The 8,174-nt window shown below is 65.7% G+C and carries 5 protein-coding genes; 2 read left to right on the plus strand and 3 right to left on the minus strand.

Translation table 11 applies throughout. From position 1 onward, the window contains the following. Nucleotides 1-12 precede the first annotated feature (12 nt). Entirely contained in the window at nucleotides 13-909 is an 897-nt protein-coding gene (locus AC1DW2_RS18770; protein WP_477006892.1) for a UPF0280 family protein, read from the minus strand. Further along, nucleotides 906-2,363, minus strand: a complete 1,458-nt coding sequence (locus AC1DW2_RS18775) for a 6-hydroxynicotinate reductase (RefSeq protein ID WP_477006893.1) — start codon at nucleotides 2,361-2,363, stop codon at nucleotides 906-908. The genes AC1DW2_RS18770 and AC1DW2_RS18775 overlap by 4 nt, the downstream gene beginning before the upstream one ends. A 250-nt stretch (nucleotides 2,364-2,613) precedes the next feature. Here AC1DW2_RS18775 and AC1DW2_RS18780 point away from each other — a divergent pair, with 250 nt between their 5' ends. Beyond that, nucleotides 2,614-3,096 (plus strand): (2Fe-2S)-binding protein, encoded by a 483-nt coding sequence (locus tag AC1DW2_RS18780; RefSeq protein ID WP_477006894.1) that lies wholly within the window; start codon nucleotides 2,614-2,616, stop codon nucleotides 3,094-3,096. Beyond that, the gene (locus AC1DW2_RS18785) at nucleotides 3,096-6,623 is read left to right on the plus strand and encodes a molybdopterin cofactor-binding domain-containing protein (protein WP_477006895.1); all 3,528 of its coding nucleotides are present in this window, start codon (nucleotides 3,096-3,098) and stop codon (nucleotides 6,621-6,623) included. Before AC1DW2_RS18780 ends, AC1DW2_RS18785 begins: the two co-directional genes overlap by 1 nt. A gap of 70 nt (nucleotides 6,624-6,693) precedes the next feature. On the opposite strand, the gene AC1DW2_RS18790 is transcribed toward AC1DW2_RS18785, so the two are convergent. Further along, nucleotides 6,694-7,662: a catechol 2,3-dioxygenase gene (locus AC1DW2_RS18790; protein WP_477006896.1), complete on the minus strand. Its 969-nt coding sequence runs from the start codon at nucleotides 7,660-7,662 to the stop codon at nucleotides 6,694-6,696. Nucleotides 7,663-8,174: the final 512 nt, after the last annotated feature.

Here is an 8,174-nt window from a genome sequence, read left to right on the forward strand (position 1 = left end):
TCGCTTCCCTGTTCAGACATAGACCGCGTTCTCCAGCATGCGCGGGCGCGTTCGTTGCTCTTCCATATCCCTGGTTCCGATGACAAGCATATCACCACAAAGCTGCAACACGGCACCCTCGATCAATCCGCGATCGAACAATTGCCGTGCACATTCCGCGCCAGATTCCAGCGCGGCCGCGACCTCGTTCTGCGACAATTCACCGACATCGCGGGTGACGAGACGCGCGCCGAGGTCGCTGTCGGGCTGAAGCTCGTTCGCAGGCTTTCTGATGATGGCGGGATGCCCGGGCAGATCGACGGCATTGGCGATGACCGTCGCGGCCGCATCGGCCTGCGATGCGGTGGCAGCCAGCACCGTGACCGCGTCGGCAATGCCGAGCGAAAAGCTGCGGCCGTGACGCCCGCTGGTCGCGATGCCGCGTACGGGATCACCTGAGTAGACCCTCATGTTGCGCAGCACGCCGGCACGATCAGGCCGATCCATCAGGCCGACCGAGAAATGCTCGCCCTCGCCGAGATGCAGCGCGATATCGCCGCCATTGTTGACATAGGCCTGATCGAGCGCCGCAGCGCTCAGCATGGCGCCAAGAATCGCCTCTGCAACGCTGCCGGCAACCGCGGCCATCGGCGTAATGAAGCAATCGGAAGCATAGGGTGCAACAGCAGCGTGCATCCGACGCGCCACCACGCCCTTCAGCGAAGTCTGCTTCTCAGCAACCGTCCGGAGTTCCGGCAATTCCGCGCAGAGTTCGTCGAGCAGTCCGGTGAAACGCCGCGCCGCCGCCTCATAGGCCGCGCGCACTGCGTCCGCGCGCCCCCTCGCCTCGACGACCAGATCAATCGGTCCATCCTGCAAATGCAGCCGCCGGCCATCAGACAGCAATGCGATTTGCGGGAGCCTGGTCATGCCCACCGCCCCGGAATCGGGTTCTGCCATGGCAATTGGCGGACGTCGTCACCGTTCTGCACCTCGGACAGCGGCTTCACATGATCCATGTGCCCGCCGAGCGCGGCGTAGTCGGTCAGCTTCATCGTGAACTCGATCGGCGCGACCAGCGCCGGCGTCGGAACATAACCGAATGCGCCCGAAGGCATCTGCGTCACATCGACCATGTAGGTGATGCCACCGCCCGGCCAGACATACACAGGCGCGCCGCCGCTGGTGACGCGCGTCAGCGCGTCCTTCACCGAACGCGTCAGCCGGACCGGATTGTCGGTGACGCCAGCGCGCAAGGAGCCGCCGGCCCCCGCCATGAACAACACCGTGCACAGCGCCGGCTCGCAATTCTCCTGGATGCGCTCGACCGAGAATTTCAGGTCATCAGGCATCTCGGTCTCGACCGGCTTCAGGGCCTCGTCGAGCACATAGTAAGACGAGTGCTCGCCGGTCGTGGAGACCATCAGCATGGAGAGGCCAGCCTTGGCTTCCTTGGCATCGAACGGCCCGAGAATCGCCAGCGGATCGGAGATGTTGGTGCCGCCCCAGCCCGTGCCGGGATCGGCGACCTGGAAATAGCGGCCGGGCGTCGAGCGGCGGCCCTTCATCTTGATGCCGGTGTCGGCGATGTCGAGCAGCTTGCCGGCCTGGTGCTCCGAGAGCACGCCGGTGATGTGGTCGTCGACGACGACGACCTCGTCGACCTTGCCGTGCCATTGCTTGGCGAACATGCCAATCGTCGCCGAGCCGCAGCCGACGCGCATGCGCTCTTCCTTCATGCCGTTGACGATCGGCGCCTGGCCGGCCTGCACCACCACGCTCGCGCCGCCGTCGATGGTGAGCTCCACCGCCTTGCAATTGGCGAGATCCATCAGCGTGTCGCAGGTGACGCGGCCTTCCTTCTTGGAGCCGCCGGTCAGGTGGTGCACCCCGCCGAGCGACAGCATCTGCGAGCCATATTCGCTGGTCGTGACGTGGCCGACCGCCTCGCCCTGCGCGCGAACGGTCGCGGTTTCCGGGCCGAGATGGCGGTCGGTGTCGATCTTCACCTTGATGCCGCAATAGGAGAAGATGCCCTCGGTGACCACGGTCACCATGTCGACGCCATCGATCTCGGACGAGACGATGAACGGCGCCGGCTTGTAGTCGGGATAGGTCGTACCCGCACCGATCGCGGTGACAAAGGTTGAGGGCTCGTGGACGATCTTGCCGTCCCAGTCTTCGGTGCGGCTGAACGGAACGAGCTTGCCGCCATGCGAGACGGTGCGTTCCAGGATCACGTGGGGGTCGACGCGGACGAGCTTGCCGTCGTGGTTGGCATAGCGGTCGCAGGCGCCCGCCGCGCCCGGCTTGATGTAGCACATCACCGGACAGGCATCGCAACGGATCTTGTCGATGGCGGCGCTCGTCGTTTCAGTCACCATGTGCAAAGCCAGCCGACTGCGGTTATCATTCGTATACGAACGATGTTGCGCGCCCTCCCGAAGGCTGTCAAGCGGCGGTGCGGCGCAAAAGATGCGGCTGCCGCATAAAACCCCATTTGCCTATCCGCTCTGTCCACAAAGAAGGCAGTCGCGCTGCAGTGCGGCATGCGCGGCTTGCACGTTTGTGTACAAACGGTATCGTCGCGACGTAGGTTTTGACGAGCACTTGGCCACGGACTTGGGAACGAGGATGACGCAGACACCGATCCGCCTCACCGTGAACGGCAGGATCCACGAGGTCACGGCAGCGCCGCAGACACCGCTGCTCTATGTGCTGCGCAACGACCTCGCGCTCAACGGTCCGAAATATGGCTGCGGCCTCGGCGAGTGCGGCACCTGTACTGTCCTGATCGACGGCGCCGCCGCGCGCTCCTGCGTGATTCCCGTCAGCGGCTGCGCAGGCCGCGACATCCTGACGCTCGAAGGGCTCGGCGCGCGCGACAAGCCGGACGTGGTGCAGCAGGCCTTCATCGACGAGCAGGCCGCGCAATGCGGCTATTGCCTCAACGGCATGATCATGACCACCAAGGCTCTACTTGCGATCAACCCGCAGCCGACCGAGCAGGAGGCGCTCGCGGCGCTGCGCTACAATCTCTGCCGCTGCGGCACGCATGTCGAGATCCTGCGCGCGGTGATGCGCGCATCCGGCCAGATCACTGAGGCCGTTGATTGATGGCCTCCCCTGTTTCGAACGGAGCTGAGCGGCAATCCGGTTCGCTCGTTGTCGTCCGCACCGTGGACGAAGTCACGTCCGAGACCTTCGTCCGCATCACCGCGGATGGATCGGTCACGGCCTATAACGGCCACGTCGATCTCGGCACCGGGATCCGCACCGCACTCGGCCAGATCGTCGCCGAGGAGCTCGACGTCTCCTTTGCGCGCGTCGTCGTGGTGCTCGGCGACACCGCCGTGGTTCCGAACCAGGGCGCGACGATCGCCAGCGAGACCATCCAGATCACCGCCGTCCCCCTGCGCAAGGCCGCAGCCCAAGCGCGGCACTTTCTGATCGCGCGCGCAGCCGAGCGGCTGGAGTTGCCGGCCAGCGACCTCAAGATCGAAGACGGCCTCGTCCGCGGGCACAACCGCAGCATCAGCTATGGCGAACTGATCGGCGGCGAGACCATTCGCCTCGAGCTTGCCGACGACGTCGCGCTCAAGCCCGTTGGCGACTACGCCATCGTCGGCCAGTCGACGCCCCGCGTCGACCTGCCCGCCAAGGCGACCGGCGAGCTGACCTTCGTGCACGACATTAGGGTGCCCGGCATGCTGCACGGCCGGGTGGTGCGTCCGCCCTATGCCGGCGTCGATGCCGGCCCGTTCGTCGGCACCAGCCTGATCGCGGTGGATGAATCATCGGTACGCGACATTCCCGGCATCATTGCCGTCGTGCGCATCGGCGATTTCGTCGGCGTGGTCGCCGAGCGCGAGGAGAACGCGATCCGCGCGGCGGAGCAGCTGGCGGTGCGCTGGAAGCCGACGCCTCATCTGACCGATCTCGCCGATGTCGAGACCGCGCTACGCGCCAACCCGTCGACGCCGCGCACGCTGATCGACAAGGGCGACGTCGATAAGGCGATATCAGGCGCGGCCAAGCCGATGCAGCGCACTTATGTGTGGCCGTACCAGATGCACGCCTCGATCGGGCCGTCCTGCGCGGTCGCCGATGTCCAGGACGCCAACATCCGAGTCTGGTCCGGTACGCAGAACCCGCATGTCCTGCGCAGCGATCTGGCGCTCCTGATCGAACGTCCCGAAAGCGAGATCGAGGTGATCCGCCTGGAGGCCGCCGGCTGCTACGGCCGCAACTGCGCCGATGACGTCACCGCGGACGCGCTGCTGCTGTCGCGCGCCGTCGGCCGCCCCGTACGCGTGCAGCTGACGCGCGAGCAGGAGCACGCCTGGGAGCCCAAAGGCACCGCGCAGCTCATCGACGTCAATGGCGGGCTCGACGCGGACGGCGGCGTCGCCGGCTACGACCTCGCCACGCGCTACCCTTCCAACGCTGCGCCGACATTGGCGCTGCTGTTGACGGGGCGAATCTCGCCGGTGGCCGATGTGCTCCAGATGGGCGACCGCACCGCGATTCCGCCTTACGACTACGACCACATGCGCGTCGTCGCCCACGACATGGCGCCGATCGTGCGCGCGTCCTGGTTTCGCGGTGTCTCGGCCCTGCCGAACACTTTCGCGCATGAATCCTATATCGACGAGGCCGCGACCGAGGCCGGTGTCGATCCGATCGAATACCGCCTGCGCTACCTGAAGGACCAGCGCGCCATCGATCTCGTCAACGCGGTGGCCGAGCGCGCGGGCTGGACGCCACGCCCCGTGCGCGAGGAGAAAGACGGCGAGATCGTGCACGGGCGCGGATTTGCCTATGCGCTCTATGTCCACAGCAAGTTTCCCGGCTATGGCGCGGCGTGGTCGGCCTGGGTCGCCGATGTCGCCGTGAACAAGTCCACCGGCGATGTCAGCGTCACGCGCGTCGTCGCCGGGCAGGACTCCGGCCTGATGATCAATCCGGACGGCGTGCGCCACCAGATCCACGGCAACGTCATCCAGTCCACCAGCCGCGCGCTGATGGAGGAGGTCTCGTTCGAGCGCGGCACGGTGGCGGCGCGCGAATGGGGCGCCTATCCGATCATCCCGTTCCCCGACGTGCCCAAGATCGACGTGCTGATGTTGCCGCGTCAGGACCAGCCGCCGCTCGGCGTCGGCGAGTCCGCCTCGGTGCCGAGCGCGGCGGCGATTGCCAACGCGATCTTCGATGCCACGGGCGTGCGCTTCCGCGAGCCGCCGTTCACGCCGGAACGCATCCTGAAGGGGTTGCACGCCGAGACATCGCCTGTGCCGCAAGCCCTGCCCGCGCCCGCAGCGCCGAAACCGTCCCGCATCTGGGAGAATCCGTTCGCCAAGCGCGCCGGCATTTTCGCAACGATTGCGGCGGTCTGCACCGCGGCGATCGGCGTCGGCGCGGCCCTCTTGCCCGGACGCGCCATCGCGCCGATCGCGCGGCCTGATGCCTCGGTCTATTCCGCGGCGACGATCGCGCGCGGAGAGCAACTCGCAGCACTCGGCAATTGCGCGGAGTGCCACACCAGCCTCAATGGCGTGCTCAACGCCGGCGGCCGCGCACTTCAGACGCCGTTCGGCACGATCTACTCAACCAACATCACGCCCGACGTCGAGACCGGCATCGGCGCCTGGTCCTATCCCGCCTTCGAGCGCGCGATGCGCGACGGGCTGCACCGCGACGGACGGCAGCTCTACCCCGCCTTCCCCTACACCCATTTCGCCAAGACCAACGACGCCGACATGCAGGCGCTCTACGCCTACCTGATGACCCAGCCTTCGGTTCGCGCCACGGCGCCGGCGAATGCGCTCGCCTTCCCGTTCAACCTCCGCCCGCTGCTTGCGGGCTGGAATGCCCTGTTCCACAGGACGAGCGAATTCAAGCCCGATCCCGCCAAATCCGAGCAGTGGAACCGCGGCGCCTATCTCGTCGAGAGCCTTGGCCATTGCAGCGCCTGCCATTCGCCGCGCAACGCGCTCGGCGCGGAGCAACGCGAGGCCTATCTCGCCGGCGGCTTTGCCGAGGGCTGGGAAGCGCCGGCCCTGACCTCGCTCTCGCATGCGCCGATTCCATGGAGTGAAGACGAACTCTTCGCCTATTTGCGCACCGGCCAGTCGCGTTATCACGGCGTCGCGGCCGGTCCGATGGCGCCGATCGTCAGGGATCTCACGGCGCTACCCGACCAGGACATCCGCGCGATGGCGATCTACCTCAACTCGTTCAACGACCCCGCAACCGATACGCAGACGCAGGATGCGCTCGCCGCGAAGCTCGAAGGCGCAACGCAAGTCGCGACCGCCGCTTCCACCGGCGCGCGGCTCTATCAGGGCGCCTGCGCCGTCTGCCACGAGGTCGGCGGCCTGCCGCTGTTCGGAACGCGGCCCTCGCTCGCGCTCAACAGCAATCTGCACAGCGCGACATCGGACAATCTCGTGCAGGTCGTCCTGCACGGCATCAATGAGCCCGTCTCCAGCGACCTCGGCTACATGCCCGCCTTCAAGAACAGCATGAGCGACGCGCAGGTCGAAGAACTGGTCAGCTTCCTGCGCCAGCAATTCGCGCCGGACAAGCCGGCCTGGTCCGGCGTGCGCGAGACGATCGCGCGGGTGCGCACCTCAACGCATTGATTTTTGGAGCATGACCGGAAAACCGCTTCACACTTTGCGCTAACGCGGCCCTTCGGGTCCGGGTCATGCTCTAGCCGTGCTTCTTCGCCTCCACCGGCGGCGTGCCGYGGGTGTGGAACGACTCGATCGTCTTCAATCCCCACGCCTGCCCCTTCTTGCGCTCTTCCTCGGTCCACACGATCGGCTTCCAGTCGGGGGCGAGGATGAGGCGCGCGCCGGCGTTGGCGACTTCGACGCGGTTGCCGCCGGGCTCGTAGACATAGAGGAAGAAGGTCTGCTGGATCGCGTGCTTATGCGGGCCGGTCTCGATGTGCACGCCGTTCTCCAGGAAGATATCGGCGGCGCGCAAAATCTCCTCGCGGCTGTCGAGCGCGTAGGTGACATGGTGAAAGCGGCCGGGCGTGCCGGAATGATCGAGCGAATAGGCGAAGTCGTAGCTCTTGTTCGACATCGTCAGCCACATCGCCGCTTCCCGCCCGTCGTTGAGCACGATCTGCTCGGTGAGGCGGCAGCCGAGATAGTTTTCGAAGAACTCGCGGTTGGCCTTGATGTCCACGGCGAGGCAGTTGAGGTGATCGAGACGGCGGACGTTGACGCCGCGCGCGGGAAAGCGTTGCGCCTGGTTCTTCAGCGCAGGTCTAAGCTCCGGCGGCGCCTGGTACCATTCGGTCTCGTAATAGAGCTCGACGATATGGCCATCAGGATCGCGGCAGCGGAAGGTCGGCCCCTGCCCCATGTCGCCGTCGATCCAGCCGATGTCGAAGCCGGAGCCTTTGAGCGCGGCGACGCGGCGCTCCAGCGCCTGCTGGCTGCGCGCGCGCAGCGCCATATGCTCCATGCCCGACGTCTTCGACGCCGTCAGCTTGAGCGAATAGCGCTCATAATCGTCCCAGCCGCGCAGGTAGACCGACTCGCCCTTCTGCCCGCTCACCGTCATGCCCATGACGTCAACGAAGAATTTCAGGCTCTCGTCAGGCTTCGGCGTCAGCAGTTCCATGTGGCCGAGATGAGCAAGATCGAGGATCGGTTCGGGCTGCATGCTTTCCTCCGGGCGTGGCTGCGATCCGCCGGACCGGATCGCGCAATCGGACGCAAGGCTGCAAACGCGCTCAAGTGTCCGGGGGCGGCATCCAGGCCGCGGGTTCATTTGTACTAATGTACAAATAATTAGGTCCCGTCAACAAATCAAAACATCGCCGCCCGGATCGAATGACGCGCCAGCCGGGATGACCTCCATCCCCGAACGGCGGACCGACTGGCCGAATGGTAAAATCTTCCTTAAGCGCTGTCGGGCCTGTCGGCCTAGAAAAGCGGCATTCCCCTACCGATTCCGCCCGCAAGTATGCATTAGGAGCAAATCTCTCAACCGAATTGTCGCAGATTTAACAAAGCCCCCGCGCCTGCCGTTTAACCGTTTGTCCAGCCGCGGCACGCATAGTCAGGGTTAAACCCCTTGCTCATGCCAGGTTCATTCATCGTGACATCCTTTGGACGCGTGATTTCGGTACGCGGGTCGCTCGCCCGGGTCGGGCTGCTGGCGGCAAGCCAGAT

The sequence above is a fragment of the Bradyrhizobium sp. P3_C3 genome (genome assembly GCF_056402655.1).

Coding starts and splice junctions, on each gene's coding strand:
- AC1DW2_RS18770 (WP_477006892.1), bottom strand. CDS start 909: ATGACCAGGCTCCCGCAAATCGCATTGCTGTCTGATGGCCGGCGGCTG.
- AC1DW2_RS18785 (WP_477006895.1), top strand. CDS start 3,096: ATGGCCTCCCCTGTTTCGAACGGAGCTGAGCGGCAATCCGGTTCGCTC.
- AC1DW2_RS18780 (WP_477006894.1), top strand. CDS start 2,614: ATGACGCAGACACCGATCCGCCTCACCGTGAACGGCAGGATCCACGAG.
- AC1DW2_RS18775 (WP_477006893.1), bottom strand. CDS start 2,363: ATGGTGACTGAAACGACGAGCGCCGCCATCGACAAGATCCGTTGCGAT.